Annotated in this window: 22 protein-coding genes and 18 tRNA genes; 13 read left to right on the forward strand and 27 right to left on the reverse strand. The window is 71.5% G+C overall.

All coding sequences use genetic code 11. The features are described 5' to 3' along the window. The first annotated feature begins 60 nt into the window (after window positions 1-60). Genes ACIBSW_RS19880 through ACIBSW_RS19895 form a run of 4 tightly spaced genes read left to right on the forward strand, consistent with a single transcriptional unit; the run spans window position 61 to window position 3,930 of the window. Window positions 61-987 (forward strand): ATP-binding cassette domain-containing protein, encoded by a 927-nt coding sequence (locus ACIBSW_RS19880; RefSeq protein WP_354726438.1) that lies wholly within the window; start codon window positions 61-63, stop codon window positions 985-987. Then, window positions 984-2,504, forward strand: coding sequence for an ABC transporter permease subunit (locus ACIBSW_RS19885; protein ID WP_354726436.1), 1,521 nt, complete (start codon window positions 984-986; stop codon window positions 2,502-2,504). The genes ACIBSW_RS19880 and ACIBSW_RS19885 overlap by 4 nt, the downstream gene beginning before the upstream one ends. Further along, window positions 2,501-3,337 (forward strand): ABC transporter permease, encoded by an 837-nt coding sequence (locus ACIBSW_RS19890; protein ID WP_404799390.1) that lies wholly within the window; start codon window positions 2,501-2,503, stop codon window positions 3,335-3,337. The genes ACIBSW_RS19885 and ACIBSW_RS19890 overlap by 4 nt, the downstream gene beginning before the upstream one ends. A gap of 20 nt (window positions 3,338-3,357) precedes the next feature. Beyond that, on the forward strand, window positions 3,358-3,930 hold the full coding sequence (locus tag ACIBSW_RS19895; RefSeq protein ID WP_354730108.1) for an ATP-binding protein: 573 nt from the start codon (window positions 3,358-3,360) through the stop codon (window positions 3,928-3,930). On the opposite strand, the gene ACIBSW_RS19900 is transcribed toward ACIBSW_RS19895, so the two are convergent. Together ACIBSW_RS19900 and ACIBSW_RS19905 are read right to left on the reverse strand one after the other, a co-directional pair. After that, window positions 3,866-4,774, reverse strand: a complete 909-nt coding sequence (locus ACIBSW_RS19900; RefSeq protein ID WP_354730106.1) for an aldo/keto reductase — start codon at window positions 4,772-4,774, stop codon at window positions 3,866-3,868. The two genes, ACIBSW_RS19895 and ACIBSW_RS19900, sit on opposite strands and share 65 nt — an antisense overlap. Before the next feature lie 115 nt (window positions 4,775-4,889). Beyond that, on the reverse strand, window positions 4,890-5,798 hold the full coding sequence (locus ACIBSW_RS19905) for a S8 family serine peptidase (RefSeq protein WP_354730104.1): 909 nt from the start codon (window positions 5,796-5,798) through the stop codon (window positions 4,890-4,892). Between the two features lie 289 nt (window positions 5,799-6,087). On the opposite strand from ACIBSW_RS19905, the gene ACIBSW_RS19910 reads away from it, so the two are divergent. The 4 genes from ACIBSW_RS19910 (at window position 6,088) to ACIBSW_RS19925 (ending at window position 10,494) form a co-directional block, all read left to right on the forward strand. After that, the gene (locus ACIBSW_RS19910) at window positions 6,088-6,222 is read left to right on the forward strand and encodes a hypothetical protein (RefSeq protein WP_354730102.1); all 135 of its coding nucleotides are present in this window, start codon (window positions 6,088-6,090) and stop codon (window positions 6,220-6,222) included. A gap of 94 nt (window positions 6,223-6,316) precedes the next feature. After that, window positions 6,317-6,454, forward strand: a complete 138-nt coding sequence (locus tag ACIBSW_RS19915; protein WP_404799391.1) for a hypothetical protein — start codon at window positions 6,317-6,319, stop codon at window positions 6,452-6,454. A gap of 79 nt (window positions 6,455-6,533) precedes the next feature. After that, on the forward strand, window positions 6,534-9,146 hold the full coding sequence (gene lanKC, locus ACIBSW_RS19920; protein WP_354730100.1) for a class III lanthionine synthetase LanKC: 2,613 nt from the start codon (window positions 6,534-6,536) through the stop codon (window positions 9,144-9,146). 1 nt (window position 9,147) lies between these two features. Next, window positions 9,148-10,494 carry an MFS transporter gene (locus tag ACIBSW_RS19925; RefSeq protein WP_354730097.1) on the forward strand — a complete coding sequence of 449 codons (1,347 nt, stop codon included), beginning with the start codon at window positions 9,148-9,150 and terminating at the stop codon, window positions 10,492-10,494. Between the two features lie 24 nt (window positions 10,495-10,518). Here ACIBSW_RS19925 and ACIBSW_RS19930 read toward each other — a convergent pair whose 3' ends face one another. Both ACIBSW_RS19930 and ACIBSW_RS19935 read right to left on the reverse strand, forming a co-directional pair. Next, a complete protein-coding gene (locus ACIBSW_RS19930) occupies window positions 10,519-12,396 on the reverse strand; it encodes a BTAD domain-containing putative transcriptional regulator (RefSeq protein ID WP_404799392.1) in 1,878 nt (625 codons plus the stop codon). Between the two features lie 155 nt (window positions 12,397-12,551). Next, entirely contained in the window at window positions 12,552-13,376 is an 825-nt protein-coding gene (locus tag ACIBSW_RS19935; RefSeq protein WP_354730093.1) for a helix-turn-helix transcriptional regulator, read from the reverse strand. Window positions 13,377-13,477: 101 nt separating this feature from the next. Between ACIBSW_RS19935 and ACIBSW_RS19940 the strand changes: the two genes are divergently transcribed. Then, window positions 13,478-14,074 carry an NAD(P)H-dependent oxidoreductase gene (locus ACIBSW_RS19940; RefSeq protein ID WP_354730091.1) on the forward strand — a complete coding sequence of 199 codons (597 nt, stop codon included), beginning with the start codon at window positions 13,478-13,480 and terminating at the stop codon, window positions 14,072-14,074. 805 nt (window positions 14,075-14,879) lie between these two features. Here the strand turns inward: ACIBSW_RS19940 and ACIBSW_RS19945 are convergent. The 7 genes from ACIBSW_RS19945 to ACIBSW_RS19975 form a co-directional block, all read right to left on the reverse strand. Then, window positions 14,880-14,957 (reverse strand) — tRNA-Cys (locus ACIBSW_RS19945). 4 nt (window positions 14,958-14,961) lie between these two features. Beyond that, window positions 14,962-15,035: transfer RNA gene (locus tag ACIBSW_RS19950), tRNA-Arg, on the reverse strand. A 10-nt stretch (window positions 15,036-15,045) separates the two neighbouring features. Beyond that, window positions 15,046-15,128, reverse strand: a tRNA-Tyr gene (locus tag ACIBSW_RS19955). A gap of 14 nt (window positions 15,129-15,142) precedes the next feature. Next, window positions 15,143-15,216: transfer RNA gene (locus ACIBSW_RS19960), tRNA-Glu, on the reverse strand. 14 nt (window positions 15,217-15,230) lie between these two features. After that, window positions 15,231-15,302, reverse strand: a tRNA-Lys gene (locus ACIBSW_RS19965). Window positions 15,303-15,305: 3 nt separating this feature from the next. Then, a tRNA-Ser gene (locus ACIBSW_RS19970) sits at window positions 15,306-15,395 on the reverse strand. A 9-nt stretch (window positions 15,396-15,404) separates the two neighbouring features. Next, window positions 15,405-15,479: transfer RNA gene (locus tag ACIBSW_RS19975), tRNA-Pro, on the reverse strand. Window positions 15,480-15,514: 35 nt separating this feature from the next. On the opposite strand from ACIBSW_RS19975, the gene ACIBSW_RS19980 reads away from it, so the two are divergent. After that, window positions 15,515-16,033, forward strand: coding sequence for a hypothetical protein (locus tag ACIBSW_RS19980; RefSeq protein WP_354729775.1), 519 nt, complete (start codon window positions 15,515-15,517; stop codon window positions 16,031-16,033). 6 nt (window positions 16,034-16,039) lie between these two features. Here the strand turns inward: ACIBSW_RS19980 and ACIBSW_RS19985 are convergent. The 13 genes from ACIBSW_RS19985 to ACIBSW_RS20045 form a co-directional block, all read right to left on the reverse strand. Next, window positions 16,040-16,112 (reverse strand) — tRNA-Arg (locus ACIBSW_RS19985). A gap of 1 nt (window position 16,113) precedes the next feature. Then, window positions 16,114-16,190, reverse strand: a tRNA-Ile gene (locus ACIBSW_RS19990). A 13-nt stretch (window positions 16,191-16,203) separates the two neighbouring features. After that, a tRNA-Asp gene (locus tag ACIBSW_RS19995) sits at window positions 16,204-16,275 on the reverse strand. Between the two features lie 3 nt (window positions 16,276-16,278). Continuing rightward, window positions 16,279-16,352, reverse strand: a tRNA-Ala gene (locus ACIBSW_RS20000). A gap of 18 nt (window positions 16,353-16,370) precedes the next feature. Continuing rightward, window positions 16,371-16,444: transfer RNA gene (locus tag ACIBSW_RS20005), tRNA-Leu, on the reverse strand. Window positions 16,445-16,457: 13 nt separating this feature from the next. Continuing rightward, window positions 16,458-16,530 (reverse strand) — tRNA-Leu (locus ACIBSW_RS20010). Window positions 16,531-16,535: 5 nt separating this feature from the next. Beyond that, window positions 16,536-16,606 (reverse strand) — tRNA-Gln (locus tag ACIBSW_RS20015). A 48-nt stretch (window positions 16,607-16,654) separates the two neighbouring features. Continuing rightward, on the reverse strand, window positions 16,655-17,098 hold the full coding sequence (locus tag ACIBSW_RS20020; protein WP_354729777.1) for an HNH endonuclease: 444 nt from the start codon (window positions 17,096-17,098) through the stop codon (window positions 16,655-16,657). A gap of 45 nt (window positions 17,099-17,143) precedes the next feature. Continuing rightward, window positions 17,144-17,215: transfer RNA gene (locus tag ACIBSW_RS20025), tRNA-Gly, on the reverse strand. A gap of 15 nt (window positions 17,216-17,230) precedes the next feature. Beyond that, window positions 17,231-17,301, reverse strand: a tRNA-Gln gene (locus tag ACIBSW_RS20030). A 12-nt stretch (window positions 17,302-17,313) separates the two neighbouring features. After that, window positions 17,314-17,387, reverse strand: a tRNA-Glu gene (locus tag ACIBSW_RS20035). Between the two features lie 99 nt (window positions 17,388-17,486). Then, window positions 17,487-17,560, reverse strand: a tRNA-Trp gene (locus ACIBSW_RS20040). A 428-nt stretch (window positions 17,561-17,988) separates the two neighbouring features. Continuing rightward, a complete protein-coding gene (locus ACIBSW_RS20045; protein ID WP_354729779.1) occupies window positions 17,989-19,056 on the reverse strand; it encodes a 12-oxophytodienoate reductase in 1,068 nt (355 codons plus the stop codon). Window positions 19,057-19,117: 61 nt separating this feature from the next. Between ACIBSW_RS20045 and ACIBSW_RS20050 the strand changes: the two genes are divergently transcribed. After that, a complete protein-coding gene (locus tag ACIBSW_RS20050; protein ID WP_354729781.1) occupies window positions 19,118-19,459 on the forward strand; it encodes a MerR family transcriptional regulator in 342 nt (113 codons plus the stop codon). A 61-nt stretch (window positions 19,460-19,520) separates the two neighbouring features. Here the strand turns inward: ACIBSW_RS20050 and ACIBSW_RS20055 are convergent, their stop codons facing one another. Further along, on the reverse strand, window positions 19,521-21,101 hold the full coding sequence (locus tag ACIBSW_RS20055) for a DHA2 family efflux MFS transporter permease subunit (protein ID WP_354729783.1): 1,581 nt from the start codon (window positions 21,099-21,101) through the stop codon (window positions 19,521-19,523). Between the two features lie 347 nt (window positions 21,102-21,448). Between ACIBSW_RS20055 and ACIBSW_RS20060 the strand changes: the two genes are divergently transcribed. Together ACIBSW_RS20060 and ACIBSW_RS20065 are read left to right on the forward strand one after the other, a co-directional pair. Then, window positions 21,449-24,013 (forward strand): CHAT domain-containing protein, encoded by a 2,565-nt coding sequence (locus ACIBSW_RS20060; RefSeq protein WP_354729785.1) that lies wholly within the window; start codon window positions 21,449-21,451, stop codon window positions 24,011-24,013. An 11-nt stretch (window positions 24,014-24,024) separates the two neighbouring features. Then, entirely contained in the window at window positions 24,025-24,762 is a 738-nt protein-coding gene (locus ACIBSW_RS20065) for a hypothetical protein (RefSeq protein WP_354729787.1), read from the forward strand. Here ACIBSW_RS20065 and ppk2 read toward each other — a convergent pair whose 3' ends face one another. Further along, the gene (ppk2, locus tag ACIBSW_RS20070; RefSeq protein ID WP_354729789.1) at window positions 24,763-25,659 is read right to left on the reverse strand and encodes a polyphosphate kinase 2; all 897 of its coding nucleotides are present in this window, start codon (window positions 25,657-25,659) and stop codon (window positions 24,763-24,765) included. A gap of 27 nt (window positions 25,660-25,686) precedes the next feature. Next, entirely contained in the window at window positions 25,687-26,499 is an 813-nt protein-coding gene (locus tag ACIBSW_RS20075; protein ID WP_354729791.1) for a hypothetical protein, read from the reverse strand. Window positions 26,500-26,615 lie beyond the last annotated feature (116 nt).

Raw genomic sequence — 26,615 nt, forward strand, 5'->3', positions numbered from 1 at the left:
GCCCAGGACCGCTCCGCAGCGTGACGACCGCGGCCCCGTCCGGCTCCTAGCCTGTTGACCATGCCACCAACCATCGAGGTACGCGGCGTGCGCAAGCACTTCCGCGGCACCGTCGCCGTCGACGGGCTGAGCTTCACCGTCCGCCCGGGCGAGGTGACGGGATTCGTCGGGCCCAACGGCGCCGGCAAGTCCACCACCATGCGGATCATCCTCGGCCTCGACGCGCCGGACGAGGGCGACGCGCTCATCGACGGGCGGCCGTACCGGTCCCTGCGCACCCCGCTGCTCCAGGTCGGCGCACTGCTGGACGCCGCCGCGGTGCACCCCGGCCGCAAGGCCCGCGACCACCTGCTCTGGCTCGCGCACAGCAACGGGATCCCGCGCAGGCGGGTCGGCGAGGTCCTCGACCAGGTCGGGCTCGCCTCGGCCGCGGGCCGCCGGGCCGGCGGCTACTCGCTGGGCATGCAGCAGCGGCTGGGCATCGCCGCGGCGCTGCTCGGCGACCCGCCCGTGCTGATGTTCGACGAGCCGGTGAACGGCCTCGACCCGGACGGCATCGTCTGGATCCGGGGCCTGATGCGTTCGCTGGCGGCGGAGGGCCGGGTGGTCTTCGTGTCGAGCCACCTGATGAGCGAGCTGCAGGACACCGCCGACCACCTGATCGTCATCGGCCGCGGCCGGCTCATCGCCGACACCAGCGTGTCCAAGCTGATCGCCGCGGCCTCCAAGGACCGCGTCGACGTGCGCACCTCCCGGCGCGCCGACGCGATGTCCCTGCTCGCCAACGCGGGCGGCACCGTCGCCGCGATCGACGCGGAGATCCTGACCGTCGAGGGCATCACCGGCGAGCGGACCGCCGCCCTGCTCACCGAGGCCGGCCTGCCGTTCTCCGAGCTGCGGTCGCACCGGGCCTCGCTGGAGGAGGCGTACATGGAGCTCACCCGCGACGCGGTCGAGTTCAGCGTCACCGAGGAGGAGGGGCGATGACCGCGCCGGGAGAGAGCTTCGGGCGGCTGCTGCTCGCCGAGTGGACCAAGCTGCGCTCGGTGCGCCGATGGGTGATCACCCTGTTCGGCGTCGCCGCGCTGACCGTCGGGGTCAGCGTGCTCGCCGCGAACGGCGGGTCGACCGACGTCAACGAGCGACCGAACTTCGTGGTCGGGCCGGACGGCACCGCGGTCACCGACGGCATGGAGTTCGTCCACCAGCCGATCGCCGGCGACGGCTCGATCACCGTGCGGGTGGCCTCGCTGGGCAAGCCGCCGGCCGAGCGTCAGGCCTCCGGCGGACTGGCCGGCTCCTCGCTGCTGCCGGTCGGGCCGTGGGGCGGCGCGGGCGTCATCATCAAGGACGGCACGCGCACCGGCTCGGCGTACGCATCGGTGCTGCTCACCCCGGCACACGGCGTACGCATGCAGTCCAACTACAAGACCGACCTGGCCGGCGAGACGGGCGGCGGGCCGCGCTGGCTGCGGCTGACCCGCAGCGGTGAGTTGATCACCGGGTACGAGTCGGCCGACGGAACGAACTGGCGCAGGATCGGCGAGCTGACCGTGCCCGGGCTGCCGCGCGACGCCGAGATCGGCATGTTCGTGTCGGCCGAGCCCGAGATGCGGCTGCTGCGCCAGGCCGGCGGCACCTCGGTCGGCGGACACGCCGGCAAGGCCGTCGCCACCTTCGACAACGTCCAGCTCTCCACCTCGACCGGGCCGTGGCGCGCCGACGTGCTGGCCATGCCCGCGCCGCCGGAGCCCGTGGGCGAGCCGCGCAAGGGCGACGAAGGGCCGCAAGGCGGTATGACGGAGGCGAACGGCACCTACACCATCACGGGCACGGGCAAGATCGGTCCTGAGGTCCCGCCGGACGACATGGTGCAGATCTCGCTGTTCGGTGTGCTGGCGGGCCTCATGGCGCTGATCGCGGTCAGCGTGCTGTTCGCGACGTCGGAGTACCGGCTCGGGATGATCCGCACCACGTTCCTGGCCAGCCCGCGTCGTGGCCGGGTGCTCGCCGCGAAGGCCCTCGTGCTGGGCGCCGTCACCTACGTGGTCGGCCTGGCCGCCGCGATCGCCGCGTTCCTGATCGCCCAGCCGATCCTGCGCGAGCACGGCTTCGCGCCGCCCGCCTTCGCGCAGGAGTCCCTGACCGATCCGGCCGTCGTCCGGGCGCTGCTGCTCACGGCCGCGTTCATGACCGCCGTCGCGGTGTTCAGCCTCGCCATGGGCACGATCATGCGCCGGAGCGCCGCCGCCATCACGACCGTCATCGTGCTGGTGATCCTGCCGGTCATCGTCGGCTCCCTGCTGCAGGCCGCGCCCGCGCGCTGGCTCATGCACGTCACGCTCGCCGGTGGCTTCGCCACCCAGCGCGCCAAGCCGCCGAGCGACACCCTGGTCGAGCCGTGGTCGATGATCGGCCCGTGGACCGGCCTCACGGTCGCCTGGGTGTACGCGGGTGGCGGGCTTCTGCTCGCCTGGCTCCTGCTGCGCCGGCGCGACGCATGAGCGGCGCGTCGGTTCAGGTCCGGGAGCGCGCGAAGCAGGGGCCCGGCATGGGCCGGGCCCTGCACGCCGAGTGGACGAAGCTGCGGACCCTGCCGAGCACCGGCTGGCTGCTGCTGGCCGCGGTCGGGCTCACGGTCGCGGTCGGCTACGCGGCCGCGGCGACCCTGCAGGTCCGGGAGTGCCAGGCGCCGCTGTGCCACGAGGACCTCACGAAGATCAGCCTGGTCGGGGTCCGCCTCGGCCAGGCGGCGATCGTCATCCTCGCGGTCCTGACGGTGACCACCGAGTACGGCACCAAAATGATCAAGGTGACGCTCGCGGCCGTGCCGCGCCGGACGAACGTGCTGGCGGCCAAGCTGGCCGTCGTCACGGCGGCCGCGGCGCTGGCCGGCGCCGCGGGCGTGCTCGGCACGATGCTCGCCGCCCGGGCGGTACTGCCCGGCAACGGCTTCACGGCCGCGAACGGCTACCCGCCGCTGTCCCTCGGCGACCACCTGACGCTGCGGGCCGCCGCCGGCAGCGTGCTCTACCTGTGCCTGGTCGGCGTGCTCGGCGTCGGCGTCGGCCTGCTGATCCGAGACACGGCCGGCGCGGTCACCACCGTGCTCATGCTGCTGTACGGCTCGCCGATGCTCGCCCTGCTGATCTCCGATCCGCGCTGGCAGCACCGCATCCACCGGTACTCGCCGATGGACGCGGGGCTCAGCATCCAGACGACGCGGGACTTCACGACCGCGCACATCGGCCCGTGGGCCGGCATCGGCGTGCTCGCCGCGTACGCGGGCGCGGCGGTGCTGGCCGGGGCGCTCGCCCTGCGGCTCCGGGATGCGTGACCTCGCTAGCCTCTGGACACATGATCGTGTGGATCAACGGTACCCACGGCGCGGGCAAGACCACGACGGCCGGGCTCGTGCAGCGGCTGCTCCCCGATTCGCGGGTGTTCGACGCCGAGAACGTCGGCGCGATGCTCATGGACATCACGCCGGGGCTGCCCGCCACGGACAACTTCCAGCACTGGCCGCCGTGGCGGCCGCTGGTCGTCGAGACCGCCCGGCGGGTGCTCGACTACACCGGCGGCACCCTGGTGATGCCCATGACCGTCCTGGTCGAGCAGTACTGGCGCGAGATCAGCCGGGGCCTCGCCGGGCACGCCATCCCGGTCCGGCACTTCGTCCTGCACGCCGACCAGGACACCCTCCGCGGCCGCATCGAGGGCGCGTCCGTCGTGCCCTCACCGTTCCGCCTCCAGTACCTCGAGCCCTACGCCGAGGCGGCCCGCACGTGGCTGCACGGCGAGGCCGAGGTCGTCGACACCACGCACCTCACGCCGGCACAGGCCGCACGGCGGATCGTCGCGGCGCTCACCACCAGTAGTTCTCCTGCGGCCGATAGGGAGTCTCCAGCTCGGCGATCTCGTCATCGGTGAGATCGAGCGCGAGAGCGGCAACCGCGTCCTGCAGGTGGTTCGGTCTGGTGGCGCCCACGATCGGGCAGGCGACGACCGGCTTGGACAGCACCCAGGCCAACGCCACCTGCGCCATCGCGACGCCGCGACCCTCGGCGACCCGCTGAATCGCGCCGACCACCGCCTCGTCGACGTCGCGGTCGAACGCCGTGGCGACGTTGTCGGACGACGACCGGGCCGTCTGCCCGCCCCACGGCCGGGCGGCCCGGCCCTTCGCCAGCGGCGAGTAGGGGGTCAGCCCGACGCCCTGGTCGAGGCAGGTCGGGATCATCTCCCGCTCCTCCTCGCGCTTGAGCACGTTGTACTGATCCTGCATCGCCGTGAAGGTGGTCCACCCGTTCACCACGGCGGCATGCTGCAGCTTGGCGAACTGCCAGGCCCACATGGACGACGCGCCGAGATAGCGCACCTTGCCGGCCCGGACCAGGTCGTCGAGCACCCGCATGGTCTCCTCGACCGGCGTCTCGGCGTCGAAGCGGTGGATGTAGTAGACGTCGATGTAGTCGGTGCCGAGCCGCCGCAGCGACGCGTCGACCTGCTCGAGGACGGCTTTGCGGGACAGGCCGCCGCCACCCGGGCCGTCGTGCATCCTCCCGCTGACCTTGGTGGCCAGCACGATCTCCTCCCGGCGGGAGAACCGGGTGATCGCCCGCCCGACGAACTCCTCCGACGTGCCGCCCTGGTAGACGTTCGCGGTATCCCAGAACGTCACCCCCAGCTCGACGGCCTGCCGGAAGAACGGCGCCGCGGCATCCTCGTCGAGGGTCCACCGGTGCATGCCGGCCGCGGCATCGCCGTAGCTCATGCATCCCAGCCCGACGCGACTCACCCTCAGCCCACTGCCGCCCAGCCGCGCGAACTCCACCGCAGTACCCCCGAGACCATCGTTCAGCAGGAAAGGACCTGCACGGGTCGGAACGTTACCTTTGCTGCGCCGGCTGTCCGACCTTGCCTTCGACGCCGCCGAATTCGACGTTGGCCGCGGTCAGGTACAGGACGTTCTTGAGTTGGAACGTGGTCAGCCTCGGATGCTTGGAGAGAATACGCGCGCAGAGCCCGGAGATGAACGGTGCGGCGAAACTGTTCCCGCTGGCACGGATGCTCCCCCCGCCCGGCCACGCCAATTCGACGTTCTGCCCCGGAGCGAAGAACTCGACCGGAGGCCGCTGGTTGTAGAGGAACAGGTCCGGCTGGTCCTCCTGGTGATGGCTGCCCACCGAGATGACTGAGGAGAACCGCCAGGGAAAACTCTCCACCGGTACGTTGTGTGCCGAAGCCACGACCGCGATCCGTCGGAAGTAAGCCTCGTCCGCGAGTGCGCGCAGCTCGTCGACGTACCGCGTTCTGGTAGTGGACAGGCTCAGGTTGATCACGTCGAAGTTCTGCTGTATCGCCCACCGCAGGCCGGCGAGCAGGCGGTCGCCGGTGCAGGTCCGGTTGGCGCCCAGCACCCTGACGCTGAAGATCTCGCAGTCGGGTGCCATGCGGCGGATGACCCCGGCGCAGGCCGTGCCGTGGCCGCAGGCGTCTTCGGCGTCGACCGGCTCTACCTTGTATCCGCTGCCCGTGTAGACGACGGACCAGGAGCCGGCGACCGGTCCGACGAGCCGATGGCAGGGCTCCACGCCAGAGTCGACGACGCATACCCGGACCCCGGCCCCCGACGCGCCACCCCAGGCCCACTCCGGTGTGGCCGGTTGTCCGTGGGCGACGACGGCCAGATCGGGCTGGTCCTCCTCGATCAGCCGCCAGGTGAGCCCTTCGCCGCCGGCCGGTTCGGTGCTACTGCTCATGCCATCGCCTCCGTCCACAGGCTCAGCAAGCTCCACGGTTCCCCCTGTGATAGGCCATCCATGCGTACGCGGACCGGTGCAGTCTCGCCGGGCCGAGCCGGGTGGGGGCTGCCTTGCGGATCGAATGCGGTATGACCGCAGCCCAGGCGAGTGCCCGGCCCGCCGCGAGGTCCGCGGCGCAGGTCCGCGGCGCTCGGTACACCCCCGGCACGCAGCGGTCATACCGCCGCCATACCCGTGCGCAACCGTTCCTTGCATACGGCTACCTAGCGTTCGGGGCACAGCGGAGCACCCCGGTTCCGCACCGAACCGAAGGAGTCTGGCAATGACGATGAACGCGCGGATCGTGCTGTCCCTGCAGCAGCAGCAGGCCGAGACCGGGCCCGAGGGCGAAGGCGACGTCGAGGGTCACATCAGCACCCTCAGCGTCCTGGTCAACAGCTGCCAGCTGCCGGTCTGAGCAGTCGAGAGGCGGGTGCGTCGGTCCCCCCGTCCAACGCGCCCGCCGCCCCTGCCGGAAGCCTCGGCAGGTAGTCACAAGAAGGAGCCAGAGCATGACGATGCACGCACGGACGGTCCTTTCCCTGCAGGAACAGCCGACCGAGAGCGGGCCCGAGGGCGAACAGGACGTCGAGGGCCACGCGAGTTGCAGCTTGATGAGCCTCTCGGCGAGCTGCCAGAAACCGTTCTAGGCAATCGCCCGGCCCGGCGGCGCATGCTCCGCCCGGCCGGGCGATTCACCGGTCCACTTCAGGCTCAGATGGAGATGCCATGAGATTTCCGATGGAGTTCGCCGGGGCGGACCGGGAGTTCTACGCTCCGCCGGACGACGACGGCGACGACGGCGACGTGCTGCGGCCGGCGCGCATCCCCGGCGGATGGATCGACGTCCGGTCCGGCGTGTGGCGGAGCTGGCACCGGCCGGAGCGGGAAGCTCAGCCGGACGACGGGTGGAAGGTGCATGTCTCCGCGCGGGCAGAGCGGATCCAGCACGTCTTGGATACCGCCGCGGCGCTGTGCTTCGCGCAGGGTGTCGCATTCAAGCACCTCGCGACGAGCGCCGGCTACTTCGGGCAGCAGGCGAAGCACGCGAACCGGGCACAGAGCGGCAAGTTCATCGCGGCGTACCCGGTCGACGTGGCCGCGGCGCGGCAGCTCATGACCGCGCTGCACGCGGCACTGGCCGGCGAGGACGGCCCTTTCATCCTCTCGGATCGGCCGTTTCAGGACTCGAACGTCGTGTTCTACCGTTACGGCGCGTTCACCAGGCGGGTGCGCCACCAAGCCGACGGCACGCTCGCGCTGCTCACCCGCGACGGTCACGGGAACCTCGTCAATGATCGTCGCGGCGTGTCCTTCCACCTGCCGCCGGGCATCTCCGATCCCTTCCACACCGAGACCGTCGAGCCGCCACCGGCGGCCGACCTCAACGGCTTCCGCATCGAGTCGGCAATCCGGTTCACCAACGCCGGCGGCATCTACCTCGGCCGGGAGTCGGCCACCGGCCGGCGCGTCGTATGCAAGGAGGCGCGGCCCCACGTCGGGTTGCGTGAGGACGGTCCGTCCGCGATCGAGCAGCTCCGGGCCGAGTACGACATCCTGACCACGCTGCACCGCCTGGCACCGGGGCTGGCGCCGGAGCCGATCGCCCACTTCTCCCAGTGGAAGCACGAATTCCTGGTGATGGAGCACATTCCCGGCGAGTCACTGGGGCCGTGGATGGTCCGGCGGACGCCGCTGGTGCGGGCCGGCGCGACCGCGGCCGAGTTCGCCCACTTCTACGAGCGCTGCGCGACGGTCCTGGCCCAGGTGGAACAGGCGATCCGGCGGCTGCACGCGATCGGTTACCTCTTCGTGGACATGAGCCCGACCAACGTCATGGTCGACGGCGACGACACCGCCCGGCTCGTGGACTTCGGCTCCGCCCAGCGGATCGGTGCCTCCTTCGTCGCAGGGGTCACGCCTGGGTTCCTGCCGCCGGAAAGCATCGTGCGCGACGATCCCCGCGAGCACGACCTCTTCGGGCTGTCCCGGCTGGCCCAGCAGTGCCTCGGCCCCCTGCAACTCGTCGTGGACCGCAACCCGGATGCGCTGGCGCACCTGCACCACGATCTGAGCGACGTCGCGCCCGTGCCGCCGGTGCTCTGGCAGCGCGCCACCAGCCATCACGTCCCCCGCAACGATCCGCGCCTGCCGACGCCCGCGCAGGTGGCGGCCGACCCGGTCGGTCACCTGACCGCGCTGCGCGAGGGCGTCGCGGACGCTCTCGTCGCCATGGCCGATCTGACGGACGAGCGCCGCGTGTTCCCCACCATCCCCCAGGGGCACCAGTCCAACACGGTGTGCGTGGCATACGGCACCGCCGGCGTGGTCCACGCGCTGCACCGGGCCGGCCGTGCGCTGCCGGACGGCCTCATCGAGCGGTTGTGCCGGGACGCCCTGCGCCAGGCCGGCGAACTCGGCCCCGGGCTTTTCGCCGGCCTGGCCGGCATCGCGCAGGTGCTGGCCGCTACCGGCCGCCTCGACGAGGCGCGAGAGCTCCTCGCGGTCGCCGACCGCCATCCACTCACCGGTAGCTGCGCCACGATCTTCGCCGGCGCCGCCGGTGTGGCGCAGACCCACCTGTCGCTGTACTGGCGCACCGGTGACGAACACCACCTCGAACGGGCCTGCGCGCTTGCCGCCGCGCTGCCATCCGACGAGGCGCTTACCGACCACCTCGGCGCGGACGACGCCACCGGGCTGATGCACGGCCGCTCCGGCGTCGCGTTGATGCTGCAGCAACTGGCCGGCGTCACCGGTGACGGCCGCTACCTCGCGCGGGCGGTCCGGCTGCTGCACGCCGAACTCGACCGGGCGGTCGACGGCGACACGTCCGGCCTGATGTTCCCCGCGTCCGTGACGGACCGGCGCATCATGCCGTACCTGTTCGCCGGCTCGGCCGGCACCGCCTTCGCGGTGACCCGCGTCCTGCGTGCCGTCGCCGACGAGCGCCTGGCGATCGCGCTGCCCCGCCTGCTGGCGCCGGTCCACCTGACGTACACCGTGATGCCCGGGCTCTTGCAGGGGCTGGCCGGTTTCGCGTTCACCCTCGCCGACCACGCCCTGCTCACCGGTGACGGTTCGGCGCAGGACGCCGCGCTGCGGGCGGCCCGGGCCCTGTTCAAGTACGCCGTACCGCACGAGACCGGCGTCCGCATTCTCGGCGACCAGCTGCTGCGGTTCAGCGCGGAGTTGTGGAGCGGGTCGGCCGGCGTGCTGCTGGGGCTGACCCACGTGCTCGACCCACGGCCGGACGCACTGTTCACCGTGGATGAGCTGATCGACGCCCGAGGTCGGCCGGCGCCGTCGGTCGCGGCCCTGCCCGCGACGGCGGGGAGGTGACGTGCGCCCTGGGCGGCACCGGCAACGCCCCGGGCAGCATCGACGTCGCCGGGGCGGCTCCGCCGACGTCCGGCTGTACTGGTGGGGGCACACCGCATCGGCGCTCGGCACGGCCTTCACCGGGATCACGCTGCCGATCGTCGCGGTGGTCCACTTCGACGCCTCCGCGGGGCAGATCGGCCTGATCAGCGCGGCGGCCGTGCTGCCGATGTTGCTGCTCGGGTTGCCGGCCGGTGTCGTCGCCGACCGGATCGCGCGACCACGCCGCGCCCTCATCCTGCTCGACACGCTGTCGGCGACGGCCGTCGCCGCGATCACGGTGGGTGTCGCCCTGGACGCCGCCTCGATCGGCTGGCTGGTGGCCCTCTGCGCCGCACAGGGCTGCGTCGGGATCCTGCTGGAGGCGGTGTACTTCATACACCTGCGGCAGCTGGTCGATGACGCACAGCTCGGCACGGTGCGGGCCCGACTGCAGGCCGGCCAGTACGCGGCGGGCATCATCGGCCGGCTCCTCGCCGGCCCGACCGTCGTGGTGCTCGGTCCGGCGGCCGCGCTGGCGGTCGACGGAGTCAGTTACCTGCTGAGCGCCACCGCGCTGGTGTGCATGACGCCGGTGGCACGACGGCTTCGGCCGGCCGCGCCCGGGCCCGCGGCCGGGTTCGGGGCCGTGCTGCGCGAAATGACGACCGGGCTGCGGTTCTGCTTCGGTGACCCGGCGCTGCGGGCGGTGCTCATGGCGCTGCTCCTTCCCGGCGCCGCGCTTGCGGGAGCCGCCGCGCTCACCGCGCCGTTCCTGCTGCGGGTGGTACTGATGCCGCCCCAGGCGTACGGGTGGTTGTTCATGGTGTCGGGGTTGGCGGGTCTGGCCGGTTCGGTGCTCGCCGGACGGCTGCTCGCCGGCCGCTCGGATCCCCGGGCCGTCCTGCTGGCGTCGAGCGGTGCCGCCGCGCTCGCCGGTGTCCTGCTGCCGGCGGCGGGCGGGCCGATCCTGTTGGCCGCCGGGCTGGCCACGGTCGGCGTCGGCCTGCCGGCGCTCTTCGCGGCGGTGGCCAACGTCGCGCTCGGGCCCGTCATCGTCGCCGACGTCGACGAGGGCGCCCTGGGCCGCGTCCTGGCCGCGCTCCAGGTGGCGGGTGCCGCCTCCGGGCTGCTGGGTGCGGTCGCCGGCGGCACGATCGGTGAGTTCGTCGGCATCCGGCCGGCGTTGTGGGTATTGCAGCTCAGTGCGCTGGCGGCCGTGCTGGTGTGCGCGCCACCGGCGTTCCGGGCCGTCCGCCGGTCGCGGCGCGCGGCCGCACCGGCGCCGGCGGAACTCGCCCGGACGTTGGAGTTCGCCCGGGTGGCGTGAGCATCGCCCCGGCGCGGTGCCGGCTCAGGCGTCCTGGCGGCTCAGGTCGCGGACGAAGGACCGGACCAGCGGCGGCAGGACGAAATGCGGCGACGCCTGCCCGTCGTGTGCTTCGACCTCGGCCGGTCGCACCTCGACGAAGTGCTCCGCGGCGAGGCGCTCGAGTGCGGACTCGGCCTGTGCGAGCTCGACGCCGAGTCCACAGGCGACGTTCGACACCGAGGCACCCGGCTCGGCCGACGCCGCCAGCAGCCGCAGGGTCGCACGATCGTCGGGCCGCAGATCGTGGTACCAGACGGAGAGGCGAGCCCGCAGGTCGGCGTCGCCGGCCGTCAACTCGCTGAGCAACGCCCGGCCGTCCGCCAGCCGGTCCGCGTACCGGTCCAGCGGGAGGTGCCGAAGCCCGTTGAGCTTCCCGCCGACGATCCGCAGCGCCAGCGGCAACCCACGACAACTGGCGAGGAGCCGCCGGGCGGCCGCCGGCTGCGCCGTCACCCGATCCGGTCCGACCAGCCGGCCGAGCAGCTCCAAGGCCTCCGCATCGGGCAGCGGCTCCAGGCCGATCCGCACCGCCGACGCTACGCCGTCCAGCCGTCGCCGGCTGTTGACCACGACCGCTCCACCCCCGGCCGCCGCCAGCAACGACCGCACCTGGAACTCCGTGACCACATCGTCCAGGATCACCAGCATCCTGTGCCGGGCGGTCACCGACCGGAACAGCCGAGCCCGGTCGCGCGGCGATTCCGGCACCGGATCGGCCACGCCGATCTCACGCAGCAGCTCGCCGAGCACCTCCGGAACCAGGCGCGGTCCGCCGTCGGGTGCGCGGAGCGAGACCATGATCCGGCCGTCGGGAAACCGGCTGGCGAGCCGGTGCGCGCAGTGCACCGCGAACGCCGTCTTGCCCACCCCCGCGGCGCCGCTCACCACCGCCACGGTGTCCCGACCAGCGGTAAGCGCCCCGAGCAGGACGTCGGTCTCGTGGTCGCGCCCGGTGAAGTCGGGGGTGTCGAAGGGCACGTTGACGCGGCCGGCCGGGACGCTCGGCATGGGCGCGGCGACCGCCGGCGCGGTCTCCGGCACCTGGGCGTTCACGTCGCCACGCAGCATCGACTCGTACTGAGCGGCGAGCACCGGACTCGGCGGCAGCCCCAGCTCCCGGGAGAGCTGCTGACGCATCGCCTCGTACTGGGCGAACGCCTCGGTGTGCCGGCCGGACCGGTACAGCGCCAGCAACTGGGCGCGCCGCAGCCGCTCCCGGAACGGTTGCTCCCGCGACGGTTGGTCGAGCGCGTCCACGACGTCACCGTGCCGTCCCAGCGCGAGGTTGACCTCCGCCCAGTCCTCCAGGACGGCCAGGTGCCGTGCCTGCAGCCGGTCGGCCTCGGCGGCCACCTCCGGCACCGTCGCCAGGTCCGGCAGGAGGGGACCGCGCCACAAGCGGACGGCCTGCCCGAGCGCGTCGGCGGCCCGCTGCAACGTACCGTCGCGCATCGCCTGCTGACCGGCGCGGGCGAGCCGCTCCTGCCGGAGGGTGTCGAGCTGGTCCGGACCGACCTGAATCGAGTAGCCGTGCGGGTGGTGACGCAACGGCCCGTCGCACCGAGCGCCGTCCGACCGCTGACCGAGCAGACCGCGGAGCCCGGACACGTACACCTGAAGGTTCTTCTGTGCGGTTCGCGGCGGATCGTCGTCCCACAGCGCGTCGCGCAGCACACCGACCGGCACGGCCGTGTTCGCGCGGCACAGGAGCATGGCCAGCACGATCCGTTGTTTGCGGGCACCGATGATGAGGGGCCGATCACCCTGGAGCACCTCGAGTGATCCGAGGATGCCGTACGTCAGTTCGGGAGCGGACCGTACTGCGCGCTGTTTCTGCTCGTCGGCCCCGTTGCCCATCATCGCTCTCCCGCCAGCGGACCGCTCGGTGCGGCCGGCATACCAGGCTGTCAGGCACTGATGATCGCGGGCATCCGTAGGCACCCGCATCCGCGAACACGTAGGAGGCTCAGCGCGCCAGCCGGATGTCGACGACGGAACGAGGTAGCCGCCTGGGGTCAGACCGCGCGGAGGACGTTGCGGTGCGGGTGTTGGCGCAGTCGGTCGACGGCCTCGGCGGTCGCTTCGTCCGCGGGCAGGAGAACGATCAGCTGCTGGGCATCCGAGGCGGGCAGCTCGAGGACCTCCCGGTTCCACTGCAGATGGTTGATTCTCAGCGGTACTCGGGCCGGTGGGAGGTGGTGGTGGAGCCGCCGGGTGAACTCGGCGCCGGCGACGGTCGCGAAGTCGGCCGTGAACCATTCGAAGGCTTCGGTCGACGGACCGAGCCACAGGTTGAACACCTGCTCGTCGGCGATCTGGTCCCAGTCGGCGAAGGTGGTCCTGGCCCGAGGATCCGTGAAGACATATCTGGTGAGGTTGGGCTCCTCGACGTCCAGCAACCCGGTGTCGCGCATGATCAAGGCGAACCCGCTGGTGTGGGCGAGCACGTCGCCGGTTCGGTTGGTGACGAAGGCGATGCCGGGCTCGAGAAGGTCGAGGATCCGGCGGACGGCTGGTCGCACGCTGCGGTCGGGCGGCGCCGGCCGGGTGTGCCTTGCGCACGCACCGCCGGTGATCTTGGCCAGGTACATCAGGTGCGTGCGTTCCGCGGCGTCGAGGCGGAGCGCGTCGGCGATGGCGTTGACGACGGAGGCCGACGGGTTGCGGTCGCGGCCCTGCTCGATTCTGGTGAGGTACTCGACGCTGATGCCGGCCTGCCCGGCCAGCTCCGAACGTCGTAGCCCCGGGGCGCGGCGCCGCTGGTGTACCGGGAGCCCCAGATCCTGCGGCCGGATGCTGTCGCGCTTGGCCCGGATGAAGTTGCCCAGCGGCGTACCCATGTAGCGAGCCTACGGCCCTGCCGCGCGCTAAGGGTGGCCCTGCGGGGGCCAGCCTGCACCCGGCCTGGCTGACGAGCCCGGAACGGCAGATCGTCTACGGCATGACTGACAAGAGCAGGCTCGTGGTAATCATCGGCAGCGTCCGCGAGGGCCGGTTCGGGCCGGTCGTCGCCGCCTGGGTGGCGGACCGGGCCAGGGCGCACGGCGGGTTCGATGTCGATGTCATCGATCCGGCCGGGGTGGACATTCCGCTGGCGCTGCCGGCCGCGCCGCCGAAGTTCGCCGGCGACGACTACCCCCGCCCCGAGGGCATGAAGGACGTCACCAGGAGGCTGGCGGAAGCCGACGCGTTCGTCATCGTCACACCGGAGTACAACCACAGCTACCCGGCATCGCTGAAGGCGCTCATCGACTGGCACTTCACCCAGTGGACGGCCAAGCCCGCGGCGTTCGTCAGCTACGGCGGCGCGGCCGGCGGCCGGCACGCGGTCCTTCACCTCGAGAACGTGCTCACCGAGCTGCACGCGGTGACCATCCGGGACGGACTGGCCTTTCCCGACTACTTCCACGCCTGGCAGGACGGCGCACCGCTCGACGCCGCGGCGGAGGGCTACGCCAAGGCGCTGCTGGAACAGCTCTCGTGGTGGGCGCAGGCACTGCGCACCGCCCGTGCCGCCAACCCTTACCCGGGAAATTGAGGGCTGGGCACGCATGTGCCGTCTGGTCCGTCCCCAGGAAGGTGGCCTGAGTTGAAGCCATGGAGGGGACGGGATGATGAGACTCAGGGCCGCGGTGATCGCCGCGGGTTTAGCCGGGGTGTCGCTGGGAGGCGTTCCCGCCGCCGCACAGCCGGAGGGCGGCGGATGGCGGGAATTGATGGCCGTGCAGGAACGCCTGAACGCGGCCGGCACAGCGATCCTGGGCGCCGCCGAACGGCTGTCCGACGGGGGCGGCTACGCGGGCATCGTGGCGACACCGCACACCTCATCGCCGAGAACGCAGATCCGGCCGGCCGCTGCGCGGGCACGCTGGACACCACCCGGTCGCGGCCGCCGGCCACTCCCAGGGCGCGGGCGGCGCCGCCCGCGCCACGCTCGCCGCCGACGGTCTCATCAGGACGGTCGTCGTGGTCAACCCGCCGGACCCGATCTGGATCCCCGACGCGGACGAGATCGACGTCTCCCGGGTCACCGTCCCGGTGCTGCTGCTCACCGGCGGACGCGACACCCTGATCTCACCGCCACGCACCCTGACCGGATACTACGATCGGATCCCCGGCCCGGCCGTCCGCGCGGCTCTGCGCGCCGCCGGCCACAACACGATCCAGGACGACGGTGGGGGATACCTCGGCTCGGCTACCTGGCGGCCTGGCTGCGATACCGGCTCGCCGGCGACGGACACGCCGCAGCCGCGTTCCTCGGCACACCCGGAACTGCTGAGCAATACCGCGTGGTCGCACCAAGCGGCGAAACACCTGCAACTCTTCAGTGGATGGCATGGTCGAGGCCCCGCCCGGAGTCGAACCGGAAGTGGGTCACCCGCTTTGCAGGCGGGGCGCTCCGCCGGGAACGCCACGAGGCCGTCGCGCCCCCGGCTGGACTTGAACCAGCGGCCTCGACGTTCGGAACGTCGCGCTCTGTCCTGCTGAGCTACGGAGGCATTTCACGCGTGCGGGCGGAGGGATTCGAACCCCCTCAGCCTGAGGCACCTGGGTTACAGCCAGGACCGACTCTCCAGCGTCGGCGCGCCCGCATGAAGGCGTTACGCAGCGCGGACGGGACTCGAACCCGCACATTCCCGGGTGAAAGCCGGGTGACTCTACCTCTTCGTCCACCGCGCCAAGGTGCTGCTGCGTGCGCCGCCAGGGACTCGAACCCTGCTCTCCGGATTAAAAGTCCGGAGCATGACCATCCATGCTCGCGGCGCGAGCGGAGGAGGGCGGGGTCGAACCGCCACGGGCGGCTAAGCCCCAACCGTTTTCGAGACGGCGGCCGGCGCCGACTGTCGGCTGGCTCCTCCAAAGGTGCGTCGGGCCAGCCGGATTCGAACCGGCGTCCTCTCGCTTCCAAAGCGAGCGCGCTGACCAAGCTGCGCCATGGCCCGGTGGTCCCCGCGTGCGGGGATGACACGATCACGAGATGAATCTTGCTGAGGTCCGTGCGGATGTCGCCGTGATCGATGAGCTGTTGCGGGACATCGCCAACCGCCCGGTCGATCTCAGCGATCCGAACTGGGCGGCCAAGTTTCGGGCACGGCCGCCGGTGGAAGAAGCCGGGGTGGCGGCCGAGGCGGCCGCCGCGCTCGATGCGCTGTTGGATGCGTACGAGACGGGCGGTTCGCCGACTCGAGAGCAGGTCCGAGACATCTTTCGGGACTACCCGTCCTTCCGCTGGGGTGCCCACCTACCGAGGGAGTGGAACTCGGTAGGAGAGTTCCGTCGCCGGCTTCTGCACGTCTCCGCGATGGATAAAGGCGCCGATCCTCGCGACCAGCTGATGGCGATCTGGTGGCTGTGTAACCGGGCCCGCGAGCTCGGGATCGACGTCGAACCGGTGCTCCGCGAGGTGGCGGACCTGTCATCCGATGCGGACTGCCAGGACTTCGGGTCGGCGCGAATGAGAATCATGCGAGGGCTGGAGGAACACGACCTGGACTAGCAAAGGCGCCTCCACGAGGACTCGAACCTCGGACACCCGGATCCGTAATCCGGTGCTCTATCCGCTGAGCTATGGAGGCCTGGTCTCGCCGGCAGGATTCGAACCTGCGCCCTCCTCGTTATCAGCGAGGCGCCCCTACCAGCTGGGCCACGGCGAGACGAAACGATGCGCGCCGACGACGGGAATCGAACCCGCGACCCTCCGCTCGACAGGCGGATGCTCTACCACTGAGCTACGTCGACATGTGGACCCGGTCGGATTCGAACCGACAACCTTCGCCGTGCAAAAGCGTTGCTCTGCCAGTTGGAGCTACGAGCCCTGGAAACGTGCTGTCGCGTACCCGGAGCAGGATTCGAACCTGCACTGCCCGCGTTCTGGGCGCGGTGCCTCCTACCGTTGGGCTACCCGGGCATGGGTTGTCGCGTGCCCTCGGCGCGATTCGAACGCGCACCGTACGGTCCCTCAGACCGTTGCCTCTGCCGTTGGGCTACGAGGGCGGGAGCTGCGAGCGGAGGATTCGAACCTCCATCGCCCGGGTCAGAGCCGGGTGTGCTGCCGTTGCACCAGCTCGCATCGGCCCGGGCCGGCGGGGGTAGCGATGCCCGCACGGCCCGGACCCTTTCAGCGCGCGGTGAGCTGTGCCCAGCTGGGGACCCGGGGAGGGTTCCGCAGCGGCATCCCGGCCTCGGTCGGGGTCCGGTCACCCTTGCGCTGGTTGCACCGGCCGCACGCGGCGACGGTGTTGATCCAGGTGTTCTCCCCGCCGCGCGAGCGCGGCAGGACGTGGTCGATGGTCGAGGCGTCCCTGCCGCAGTACCCGCAGCGCCGGCCGTCGCGGGCCAGCACGCCGGGCCGGGACCAGGCGGGGCCGCGGTTGTGCCGCCAGCGGGTCACCACGTAGGCGACCAGCCGGACCACCTTGGGCATCGGGTAGACGCCGATGAGCCGGTCCGGCTCGGCGTCGTGCACCTCAGCGACTCTGCGGCACAGCATGCGGATCGCGTGTTTGAGGGTGACCCGGTGCAGCGGGCCGAGGTCGGCATTCAAGACGAGGACCGCGGTCACCGGGCCCACCTCCTTTCTGATTCGTCGTCGGTAGTGCTGGACATGAGTGGCTACGGGGAGTCGAACCCCGGTCTCCGCCATGGCAAGGCGGCGCACTGACCGTTGTGCTACAGCCACGGGAACGTGCACGTGCTGGGGGTGCAGGACTCGAACCTGCACGACCGAGGTCAAAGCTCGGCGGCCTGCCGTTAGCCGAACCCCCATGGGGTGCCGCGTCGCCCGTCCGGGGGTTGAACCCGGTCTTCCGGATCGAGAGTCCGGTGGTCTACCTACCTCAGCCTCACGGGCGGAAATCATCGGCACCCAATTGAAGAATGGGTGCCGAATATACATGCCATCCACTGTTGAGTTGACAAACATCAATTCCACTGAACGAATTCAGGGCACGCACGGGTGGCAGGATTCGAACCTGCAACCTTCGGATTTGGAGGCCGGTGCTCTAAGCCGTTGAGCTACACCCGTCAGACAATCAAGAACGAAAAAACCGCCCGTTCCCCGGGTACGGAGGAGGGCGGCGTATGCGCAGACACAACTGCGCTAACCGCTCCAACGCTCCAGGTCACGAAGGGTTTCGTAACCTCGCAGGGTAAGTTTCACCGTCACGACGGGCGTGGCTTGGCCACACCGCGCCGCCCTCGATTGGGCGATCGCACAGTTCGGCTGCCACGACATGACGGTTCAACTCCTCTCGGGACTCTCGGTGCGGTATCGCCATCAAGGATGACCGACAACGCTTCATTCGTCAACGCCTTTGCGGCCGGATTTCCGGTCCGCCGTCGGCGTTGGGATCACTCTGCCGCAGCACCCGGAATTCCCGCCAGTTATTTATCGCGGCGAGATTCCGTGCTCCGCCGGCGGTGGAGCCTGGTGCGGGCCGAGCCGCGGGGCGGTCAGAAGTAGGCGTCCTCGTCGGACTTGCGGTAGTCGTGGATCTCGTCGAGGCGCCCGGCCGCCGCGAGGGTCACCCACGCCGGGTTGCGCAGCAGGATTCGCCCGAGCGCGACGAGGTCGAACTCGCCGGCGTCGAGCCGTTCGAGCAGGCCGCGCAGCGCGCCGGAGCCGAGGAAGTCCCGGGTCAGCCCGACCGAGCCGACGGTGATGGACGGCAGGCCGGTGAGGTGCTTCGCCCAGCCGGCCAGGTTGCGCGGCGAGCCGGGGAACGCCGGTTCGGCGAAGTTGCGCTGCGAGGCGTGCAGCACGTCGGCGCCCGCCGCGGCGAAGGCGTCGAGCAGCACCGCCAGCTCGGCGGGTGACCCGGCGATCCGGGCGGCGTAGTCGCGCTCCTTGAACTGGGAGAACCGTACGATGATCGGCATCTCGGCCGGCACGGCCGCGCGGACCGCCCGGATCACCTCCGCCGGGAACGCGGCCCGGGCCGCGGGTGACCCGCCGAAACGGTCGGCGCGGCGGTTGGTGCGCGGCCAGAGGAACTCGTCGAGCAGGTAGCCGTGCGCGGCGTGGATCTCCACGGCGTCGAACCCGGCCCGGGCCGCCACCCGGGCGGCGTCGGCGTACGCGGCGAGCAGCGCGTCGATGTCGGCGAGGGTCATCGCGTGGCTGCCGCCGGGCCGGCCCGAGGGGGTCCAGGCCGCGATCCCGTCCACCGGTTCGCGCGCGCTGCCGAGGTGCCAGAGCTGCGCGGCGATCCGGCCACCGGCGGCGTGCACCGCGCGGGTCACCCCCAGCCAGCCGTGCTCGGAGGCGCCGGCGGTCATCCGCGGCACGGTCGTCTCGTGGCCGGCGCTGGGGTGGCCGACGAGCACACCCTCGCTGATGATCAGGCCGATGCCGTGCTCGGCCCGGCGCCGGTAGTAGGCGGCGACCTCGGGCGTCGGGACGCCGCCGGGTGAGCGGAACCGGGTCATCGGCGCCATCGCGACGCGGCTGCTCAGCGGGAGGCCGGCGAGGTCGACCGGCGCGAGCAGGGAGCCGAGCGCGGTGGTGCAGGTCGTGGTCATGGCGCTACGGTAAAACCTGACATTGACGTCAGGGGCAAGTTTTGTGGCGAGGGAGACACCCGTGCGGATCGGGGACCTGACCGCGGCGACCGGCGCCAGCGCGCGATCGTTGCGCTATTACGAGGAGCAGGGCCTGCTCGCGAGCGAGCGCAGCCCCGGCGGGCAGCGGCACTATCCCGACTCGGCGGTCGCGCGCGTGACGCTGATCCGGACCCTGCTCGCCGCCGGCCTGTCCAGCGGCACCATCCACGACGTGCTGCCGTGCATCTCCGAGGAGGCGATCCGCACGCCCTGGCTGGCCGAGCGGCTGCGCACCGAGCTGGCCCGGGTCGAGGATCAGATCAGCTCCCTGCACCGGACCCGCGACATCCTGGCCGGCCTGGTCGAGCAGTACGCCGTCTGACAAAAAGACCGCGGCGCACATCCGAGGAGTCGGATGCGCGCCGCGGCCGGAAGCGACTTGCTCAGTGCACCAGGATCGGGGTCTCGGCGCGGTCGCCGTCGCCGCCGGTCTCCGCCGCGGGCACCCGCTTGCGGGGCAGGAACGCGATCGGGATGAACGTCGCCAGCACCAGCAGGAACGCGACCATGAACGTGGTGGCGAACGAGTCGGCGACGAACGCCAGGCCGCGCTCGATGAGCGACGGCGGCACCGGCGCCGGCAGCAGGCCGTGCTGGCTGGCGATCGCGACGCCGGCCTCGGTGACCGGCTTGCCGTCCGGGGTGGTCATGCCCGGGATCGGGGTCGACTTGTTGAGCTGGCTGGTCAGGATCACCGACATGATCGCGGAACCGATCGAGCCGCCGATCTGCTGGAGGATGTTCACCAGCGTGGAGCCGCGGGCCACGTCGTGGCTGCCCAGGGTCCGCAGCGCCGACGTCATGATCGGCATCATCGTGCCGCCCATGCCGAGGCCCATCACGAACAGCGAGCCGCACAGCAGCCAGTACGAGGTGTCCACGCCGACCTGGGTGAACGTGAAGAAGCCGGCGGCGATGAGCGCCATCGCGAAGGGCACGGTCCGGCCCACCGGGATCTTGTCGGCCAGCGCGCCGGCGATCGGCATCGTCAGCATCGCGCCGAGGCCCTGCGGCGCCATCAGCAGGCCGGCGTGCAGCGTCGACTCGCCGCGAACCTGCAGGAAGTAGCTCGGGAACAGCAGGCCGGCGCCCATGAACGCGATGATGAACACGAACAGCGAGATCGACGCGATCGCCAGGTTGCGGTTCTTGAACAGCCGCAGGTCCAGCAGCGGGTGCTTCGGCTTGAACGAGTAGAAGACGAACCCGATCACCAGCAGGGCGCCGACGAGCATCGGGATCCAGACCTTGTTGGCCGTGATCGAGCTGGTCTCCGGCAGCGACGAGACGCCGTACAGGAAGAGCGCGAGGCCGGGCGAGAGCATCAGCATGCCGACGACGTCGAACGACTCCGACGGCTGCGGGTCGTCCTTCGGCAGCGCGAACTGCGCGTACACCAGGCCGATGATGCCGATCGGCAGGTTGATCAGGAACACCCAGTGCCAGCTGTACGCCTCGATCAGCCAGCCGCCGAGGATGGGGCCGGCGATCGGGCCGAGCAGCATCGGAACGCCCAGGACCGCCATCAGGCGGCCGATCCGCTCTGGGCCGGCCGCGCGGGTCATGATCGTCATGCCGATCGGCATGAGCATGCCGCCGCCGAGGCCCTGCAGCACCCGGAACGCGACGAGCTGCTCGATCGTGTCGGCGGTGGCGCAGAGCACCGAGCCGAGCGTGAACAGCAGCAGCGCGAGCATGTAGAGCCGCTTGGTGCCGAACCGGTCGGCGGCCCAGCCACTGAGCGGAATCACCGTCGCGAGCGCCAGGGTGTAGCCGGTCATGGTCCAGGCGACCTCGGCGTACGTGGCGTCGAAAACGTCCTGGAAGGTCGGGAGCGCGACGCTGACCACGGTGATGTCGAGGATCGACATGATCGCGCCCAGGACCACCACGCCGGCGATCTTGAATACGGCGGCGTCCAGTTTCGTGGGCGCGCCGGCCTGATCAGTCACAAGGAGCTCCATGTTCGTCGTTCGGACTGCCGCCCGTGGCACACCGGATCCCAGGCCCCGCGCGACGCAGACGGCCATGGTGTCACTGCGGCCGGGCCGCGATCATCCAATATTTCCAGCATTGCAGGGGTGGCCCCGCCACGGGCCGGACGGTGACCGACGGCACAGTCACCTCCGGACAACCCCGAAAAATAAGGCGCCGTCCTTTCGGCGGCTCCGCACGCCGACCTCACCGTTTGTGATCCGCGCCATGTCGGCGCCCCGTCGGCCGGGCAGTCGGATCTTGGACATCGGCGTGGCACCGCCGATCCGGCCGGTGCGATCCTGTTGCCGGTCCTACCTGCGCAAGAGGGCGGCCGATGACCTTTCGATCACGGGTACGCGCGCTGGTGGCCGGGCCGGCCGCGGCGCTTCGCCGCTCGGAGCACGCCGCTGAGCTCGACCGGCAGATCGCGCGGCTGCGGGCCGGGGTCGACGACGCCGAGCCGGGCCTGGGCCGGGCCGAGCTGCTCAACAGCCTCGGCAACCGCCTGGTGGACCGCCACCGGTTGTCGGGGGACGCGGCCGACCTGGCGAGCGCCATGGACTGCTACCGGCGCTGCCGGGACCTGGCGCCGGGCACCGAGCTCGCCACGGCGGCGCTCGGAAACCTGGCGGTCGCGTGTGTGAACCGTTACACCCAGCTCGGTGCGCTCGAGGATCTCGAGGCCGCGATCACGAACGGCCGCGCCGCCCTCGCCGTGGTACAGGACCCGGCGGACCGGGCCCGCGGCCTGAGCAACCTGTCGCACGCGCTGCACGAGCGGTACTACCGCACCCGCCACCGCGAGGATCTCGACGAATCGGTCACCGTCGCGGAGCTCGCCGTCGAGCTCGCCGCGGCCGGCGCGCCCGAGCGGGCGGCGGCGAGCGTGAACCTCGCCGTCGCGCTCCTCGAACGCGCCGCCGCCACCGAGTCGTTCGCCGACCTGGACCGTGCCGCCGGGCTGTACGAGAGCGCGGCGGCCATCACTGACCGGGACTCCTGGCTCCGGTCACCCGTCGCCGCGGGCCTGGGCACGGTGCGGCTGCTCCAGCTCCGCCGGTCGGGGCAGTCCCAGGTCGCGGGGGAGGAGGCCCGGACGATCGCCGGCCTGCGGGCGATCGCCGAGCGGGCACCCGCGGGCTCGGCGATGCGGCATGCCGCCTACTACGCGATCGGCGGCACGATGTGGCAGCGCTACCAGCGGGACCGGGACCCCGCACGGCTGGAGGCGGCGATCGAGGCGCTCGAGGCCGCCGTCGCCGCCGCGCCCGACGGCGCCGGCGAGCTGCCGAGGTACCTCAACGCGCTCGGCATCGCGCTCAGCGAACGGACCTTCGTGTCGGGTAGCTACCAGGGTCTTGCCGCGGCGCTCGCGGAGTGGGTGCGCGCCCTCAACCTGCTGGACCGGGGCTTCGGCTCGGTGCCGATGGCGTACAAGCTCGGTCAGCAGGACATCGCCGCCGGCCTCGGCATCGCCGAACGGGTGGTCTCGGCGTACCTGGTCCTCGCCGAGGCGGTCGCGACCCGGGCGGGCGTCGACCGCATGCTGCGCAGCGCGATGGTGATCGCCGAGGCGGCCAAGTCCCGGCTCCTGACGGAGCTGATCGGGCGGGCGGACCTGCCGGCGCCGGCGGGCGTACCCGCGGAGGACGCCGGCCGGGAACGGGAGATCTTCGCCGAGCTGCGGATGCTGGACACCGTCGAACTCGTCGATCACGGCCGGGACGCCGGGGTGACCGACGCCGGCTCGGACGGCCGCCTCGCCCGGCGCACGGCGCTGCGCGGGGAGCTCGACGCGGTGTGGGCGTCGATGACGGCCGCCGATCCGCGCGCGGAGGCCTACGTGGCGCTGCGGCGCGGGCGCCCGCTCAGCTGGGAGACCCTCGCAGATCTCGCGCGGCGGCTCGGGCCGGGGACGGCGCTGCTCTCCGTCTTCCTCACCAACTCGCGGACGGTGATCTTCGTGCTTCGTTCCGGCGAGGACGCGCCGGACGTCTGCACGGTCGACCTCGAGCCGGCACAGTGGGACGACATCGTGAACCGCTTCGACCGCGAGGTGCTCGCCGGCTCCGGTCGCCGGGCCGAGACCTGGGACCGGCCGCTGCGCCCGCTGCTGGAGGCGGTCTCCGCCCATCTCGGCGGCGTCGAGCGGGTCGTCCTCGCGCCGTACGACGCCGGGCTGCGACTTCCGTGGTCACTGATCGCGGCGCGGGCCGGCTGGCGCGCCGGGGACGGCGGCGCGCTGCCGCTGGTCACCATGGAGTCGCTGGGCCTGCTGCCGTTCCTGCTCGATCGCCGCCCGGCCGCGCCGGGACCGGCCACCGTGGTCGGCGACCCCACCGGGAACCTGGCGCACGCCGGCGCCGAGGCCGCGCGGATCGCGGCGATGATGGGGGTCGAACCGCTGCTCGGTCCCGCCGCGACGAAGGCGCGCGTGCTGGACCGGCTGCGCCGCTCGCCGGTCGCGCACATCGCCGCGCACGCGCTCTTCTCGCCCGGCTCGCCACTGGACTCCGGGATCGTCCTCGCGGACGGCGTCCTGACCGCGCGGGAGATCCTGGCCGAGTCCGTCACGCTCGACCTGCTCGTCCTCTCCGGCTGCGAGACCGGCGTCGCCGAGCCACTCGGCGGATACGAGTTCGCCGGGCTGTCCCAGGCGTTCCTGCAGGCCGGGGTCCGTTGCCTGGTCGCGAGCCTGTGGCGGGTCGACGACCCGGCGACCGCCGCGCTGATGGCCTCGTTCTACGGCGCCTGGCGCGACGGCCTCGACCTGGACCGGTGCCTCGCCCGCGCGGTGTCCGCCGCGAGACCCGCCGGCCCGGGCCGGGCGCATTCGTCGGACGCGTTCGTGCTCTCCGGCGACTGGTCGATCACCTGGCCGGTGACCGCACCGAGATGAGGAGTCGCACCATGTTGCTTCGGGTACCGGACACGATCCAGCGGCCGCTCTGGGAGGGCGAGCTGGCGGCGGACGACACCGTTCCGCCGGCCGAGACGCAGCGCGGCACGCAGCCCGTGCGAGGGGTCGATCCGCTGCGGAACCTGCCGGTCGTCAGCATCGGGCGCCCCGAGGTCTGGAACCTAGTCGACCTCTTCGACGCCGGCGAGCTCCCGGCCCCGATGCGCGCGAAGCTGTCGGAGGCCAGCTTCCACCTGGTGCGGCTGGCCTGCTCGTTCCGGCCCGAGCACGACAGCACCGAGATCGACTGGGCGCGGTTCTCCGTGTCGCTGCAGCCCGACGAGGCCGGCCTGACGGCCAGCGCGTTCGACCTGCATCCGCTGTTCGTCACGCAGGAGGTGAAGCGCAACGTGACGGTCAGCCTGGCGCCGACGCTGAAGTTCCTCGAGGTCGAGGCGGGCATCGGCTCGATCGGTTTCGGCTTCGAGTATCAGGAGATCCAGCCGGTCATCAGCGCGTCCGGCGCGGGCGAGCCGGAACCGGCCTGGGACTTCCAGGCCGTCAAGGGCGCACGGGTGTACGGCAGCAAGTGGATGCATCTGCTGGTCCGGGCCAGCCCGGCGATGACCGCCTGCGACGCCCGGCTCGAGCTCAGCGCCGACGTGGTCCGCAGCGGCCTGCGGATCGCCGCGTTCAGCCGCCCGCGGCAGACGTCGGCGGACCCGCTCACCGTACGCCTGTGGGGTTGATCAGTCCTTGATCGAGTCTCGGCCGCGCTGCACGAGCAGGGTGTCCGCGGGGAAGACCACCGAGGTGTCCTTGCCCTCGTAGTCGAACTGGTTGAGGAAGAACCGCATCGCGTTGATGCGGGCGCGCTTCTTGTCGTTGCTCTTGATCGAGGTCCACGGCGCGTGGTCGGTGTCGGTGTGCTCGATCATCGCCTCCTTCGCCGTCGTGTACGCGTCCCAGCGGTCGAGCGACTCGATGTCCATCGGCGAGAGCTTCCACCGGCGTACCGGATCGATCTGCCGGATGGCGAACCGGGTGCGCTGCTCGGCATGGGTGACCGAGAACCACAGCTTGGTCAGCGAGAAGCCGCTCTCCACCAGCATCTCCTCGAACACCGGCGCCTGGCGCAGGAAGATCTCGTAGTCGCGGTCGCTGCAGAACCCCATCACCCGCTCGACCCCGGCCCGGTTGTACCAGGACCGGTCGAAGAGCACGATCTCGCCGGCGGTCGGCAGCTGGGAGACGTACCGGTGGAAGTACCACTGGCCCAGCTCGGTCTCGGTCGGCTTGGTCAGGGCGACCACCCGGGCGGCGCGTGGGTTGAGGTGCTCCATGAACCGCTTGATCGTGCCGCCCTTGCCGGCGGCGTCGCGGCCCTCGCACACGATGACATGCTTGGTGGCGGTGTCCAGCGTCCAGTACTGGAACTTCAGCAGCTCGATCTGGAGCTGGTACTTCTGCTCCTCGTAGACGTCGCGGTCGAGGCGCTCGTCGTACGGGTAGTCCTGACGCCAGGTCTCCACCGGGTTGCCGCCCGGATCGATCAGGTCCGGATCCGACAGGTGTTCGTCGTGCCGGACGCTGTAGCCCTCACGCAGCAGCTCGTCCAGGTACTCGCGGAAGTTCTCACGTATCACCGCCTCAGTATCGGCCCACGCGGCGCGTCAGGTGGGTCCGGCGAAGGATCCCGCCGCGCTCCACGCCACGAGGGTCTCCCCGATGAACCGGTTGATGTCACCGACCTCGTGGATGCCGACGGTGAGCGCGGCGATGGCCGGCGCCCACTCCGGCCGGTCCGCCGGCACCCTGCGTGCCGGCATGCTGAAGGCGTCCGACCGCCATGCGCCGAACCGCCGCGCGTCCGTGTCGGGCGGCCGGATGTTCTCCAGGGCCTCCGCCTCCGCCCACGGCGCGCCGATCTCGAGGGCGCGCGTGCGCAGCACGGTCAGGCGCGCCGTCTCCCGGGCCGCCTGCCGCAGCAGCAGGCCGTACTCGGGTGGGTTCGGCAGATACAGCTCGCACTGGTTGCTCAGCCCGAGGACGGCCATCCGTGTCATGTCGTCGGGTGGTCTGCGATTGCGTTCCGCGGTGAGCAGGCCGGCGGAGGCCTTGCGCAGCTTGGCCTCGAGCTCGCGGAAGCGGTACTGGTGCCTGCTGCCCATCGCCATGGCGACCGCGATGGCGTGCAGGTCGGCGGTCGACTTCGCTACCTGCGCCGCGAGCGCGTGACTCTCCGCGTGATTCGCCTGCCGGCTGGAGACCCGCTGGAGGACGACCAGCGCCACCGGTATGCCGAACATGGCACCCGTCAGCGACGACACCAGGTTCGTCAGGAACGGCTTGTCCGACCAGAACCCGCGGTCGTCGCCGGCCCATCCGGCCGCGGTGAGCGTGATGCCCAGGGCCCACATCGGCGCGAAAGTGTGCCGGACGACGGGTGCGGTCGAGCGCCAGAAGCGGCGTACCGAGCGGAACAATGGCCGATTCCCTTCCCGTTGATCGGGCACATTCTCGCGGCGGCCGACGGGGGCCGGACGGCCCGCCTGTCCGACGGACGAGGACCCGACCGAGCCGTTGTTGATCGACGGTGCTA

Source organism: Actinoplanes sp. NPDC049668 (assembly GCF_044465445.1).
Classification (GTDB): domain Bacteria; phylum Actinomycetota; class Actinomycetes; order Mycobacteriales; family Micromonosporaceae; genus Actinoplanes.

Coding starts and splice junctions, on each gene's coding strand:
- ACIBSW_RS19935 (WP_354730093.1), bottom strand. CDS start 13,376: ATGGGTACGCCGCTGGGCAACTTCATCCGGGCCAAGCGCGACAGCATC.
- ACIBSW_RS20045 (WP_354729779.1), bottom strand. CDS start 19,056: ATGACCACGACCTGCACCACCGCGCTCGGCTCCCTGCTCGCGCCGGTC.
- ACIBSW_RS19915 (WP_404799391.1), top strand. CDS start 6,317: ATGACGATGCACGCACGGACGGTCCTTTCCCTGCAGGAACAGCCGACC.
- ACIBSW_RS19980 (WP_354729775.1), top strand. CDS start 15,515: ATGAATCTTGCTGAGGTCCGTGCGGATGTCGCCGTGATCGATGAGCTG.
- ACIBSW_RS20055 (WP_354729783.1), bottom strand. CDS start 21,101: ATGGAGCTCCTTGTGACTGATCAGGCCGGCGCGCCCACGAAACTGGAC.
- ACIBSW_RS19880 (WP_354726438.1), top strand. CDS start 61: ATGCCACCAACCATCGAGGTACGCGGCGTGCGCAAGCACTTCCGCGGC.
- ACIBSW_RS19885 (WP_354726436.1), top strand. CDS start 984: ATGACCGCGCCGGGAGAGAGCTTCGGGCGGCTGCTGCTCGCCGAGTGG.
- ACIBSW_RS19890 (WP_404799390.1), top strand. CDS start 2,501: ATGAGCGGCGCGTCGGTTCAGGTCCGGGAGCGCGCGAAGCAGGGGCCC.
- ACIBSW_RS20065 (WP_354729787.1), top strand. CDS start 24,025: ATGTTGCTTCGGGTACCGGACACGATCCAGCGGCCGCTCTGGGAGGGC.
- ACIBSW_RS19910 (WP_354730102.1), top strand. CDS start 6,088: ATGACGATGAACGCGCGGATCGTGCTGTCCCTGCAGCAGCAGCAGGCC.
- ACIBSW_RS20060 (WP_354729785.1), top strand. CDS start 21,449: ATGACCTTTCGATCACGGGTACGCGCGCTGGTGGCCGGGCCGGCCGCG.
- ACIBSW_RS19940 (WP_354730091.1), top strand. CDS start 13,478: ATGACTGACAAGAGCAGGCTCGTGGTAATCATCGGCAGCGTCCGCGAG.
- ACIBSW_RS19900 (WP_354730106.1), bottom strand. CDS start 4,774: ATGAGCTACGGCGATGCCGCGGCCGGCATGCACCGGTGGACCCTCGAC.
- ACIBSW_RS19895 (WP_354730108.1), top strand. CDS start 3,358: ATGATCGTGTGGATCAACGGTACCCACGGCGCGGGCAAGACCACGACG.
- ACIBSW_RS19930 (WP_404799392.1), bottom strand. CDS start 12,396: ATGATGGGCAACGGGGCCGACGAGCAGAAACAGCGCGCAGTACGGTCC.
- lanKC (WP_354730100.1), top strand. CDS start 6,534: ATGAGATTTCCGATGGAGTTCGCCGGGGCGGACCGGGAGTTCTACGCT.